Genomic DNA, 883 nt, shown 5'->3' with positions numbered 1-883 from the left:
CGGCAATCTCTCCACCACCCAGGTCGCCGATCTCACCTCGACCCAGGTCCGCGGCCTCACCGCCACGCAGATCGGCGGCCTCTCCGCCGCCTATCTCGACGCCATCGACGCCGGAGACTTCTCCACCTCGCAGATCGCAGCCTTCGGCGCGACCACGGTCGGCGATCTCTCCACCACCCAGATCGCCAATCTCACCTCGGCGCAGATCGGCGCCCTCTCCGCCACCGGCTTCGGAGCGCTCGCCTCCACCGACGTCCAGTCCTGGAACACGACCCAGCTCGCCGGCCTCACCGCAACGCAGCTCGGCCGCCTGACGACGACGGCGCTCACCAATCTCTCCACCACCCAGGTCACTGGTCTCACCTCGACCCAGGTGCGCGGCCTCACCGCAACGCAGATCGGCGGTCTCTCCGCCGCCTATCTCGACGCCATCGACGCCGGAGATTTCTCCACCTCGCAGATCGCCGCCTTCGGCGCGACCACGGTCGGCGATCTCTCGACCACGCAAATCGCCAATCTCACCTCGGCGCAGATCGGCGCCCTCTCGGCAACCGGCTTCGGAGCGCTCGCCTCCACCGACGTCCAGTCCTGGAACACCACACAGCTCGCCGGCCTCACCGCAACGCAGCTCGGCCGCCTGACCACGACCGCGCTCGGCAATCTCTCCACCACCCAGGTCGCCGATCTCACCTCGACCCAGGTGCGCGGCCTCACCGCAACGCAGATCGGCGGTCTCTCCGCCGCCTATCTCGACGCCATCGACGCCGGAGATTTCTCCACCTCGCAGATCGCCGCCTTCGGCGCGACCACGGTCGGCGATCTCTCCACCACGCAAATCGCCAATCTCACCTCGGCGCAGATCGGCGCCCTCTCGGCAACCGGC

The 883-nt window shown here is 68.6% G+C and carries 1 pseudogene; it reads left to right on the top strand.

Annotated features, from left to right (window positions below):
* Positions 1 to 883, top strand: a pseudogene (locus FMZ75_RS21155) (hypothetical protein); the annotation flags it as partial.

The organism is Methylosinus sp. RM1, assembly GCF_011378635.1.
Lineage (GTDB): Bacteria > Pseudomonadota > Alphaproteobacteria > Rhizobiales > Beijerinckiaceae > Methylosinus > Methylosinus sporium.
Note: the sequence above shows the minus strand (reverse complement) of the source record. Positions and strands in the feature narration are given on the sequence as shown.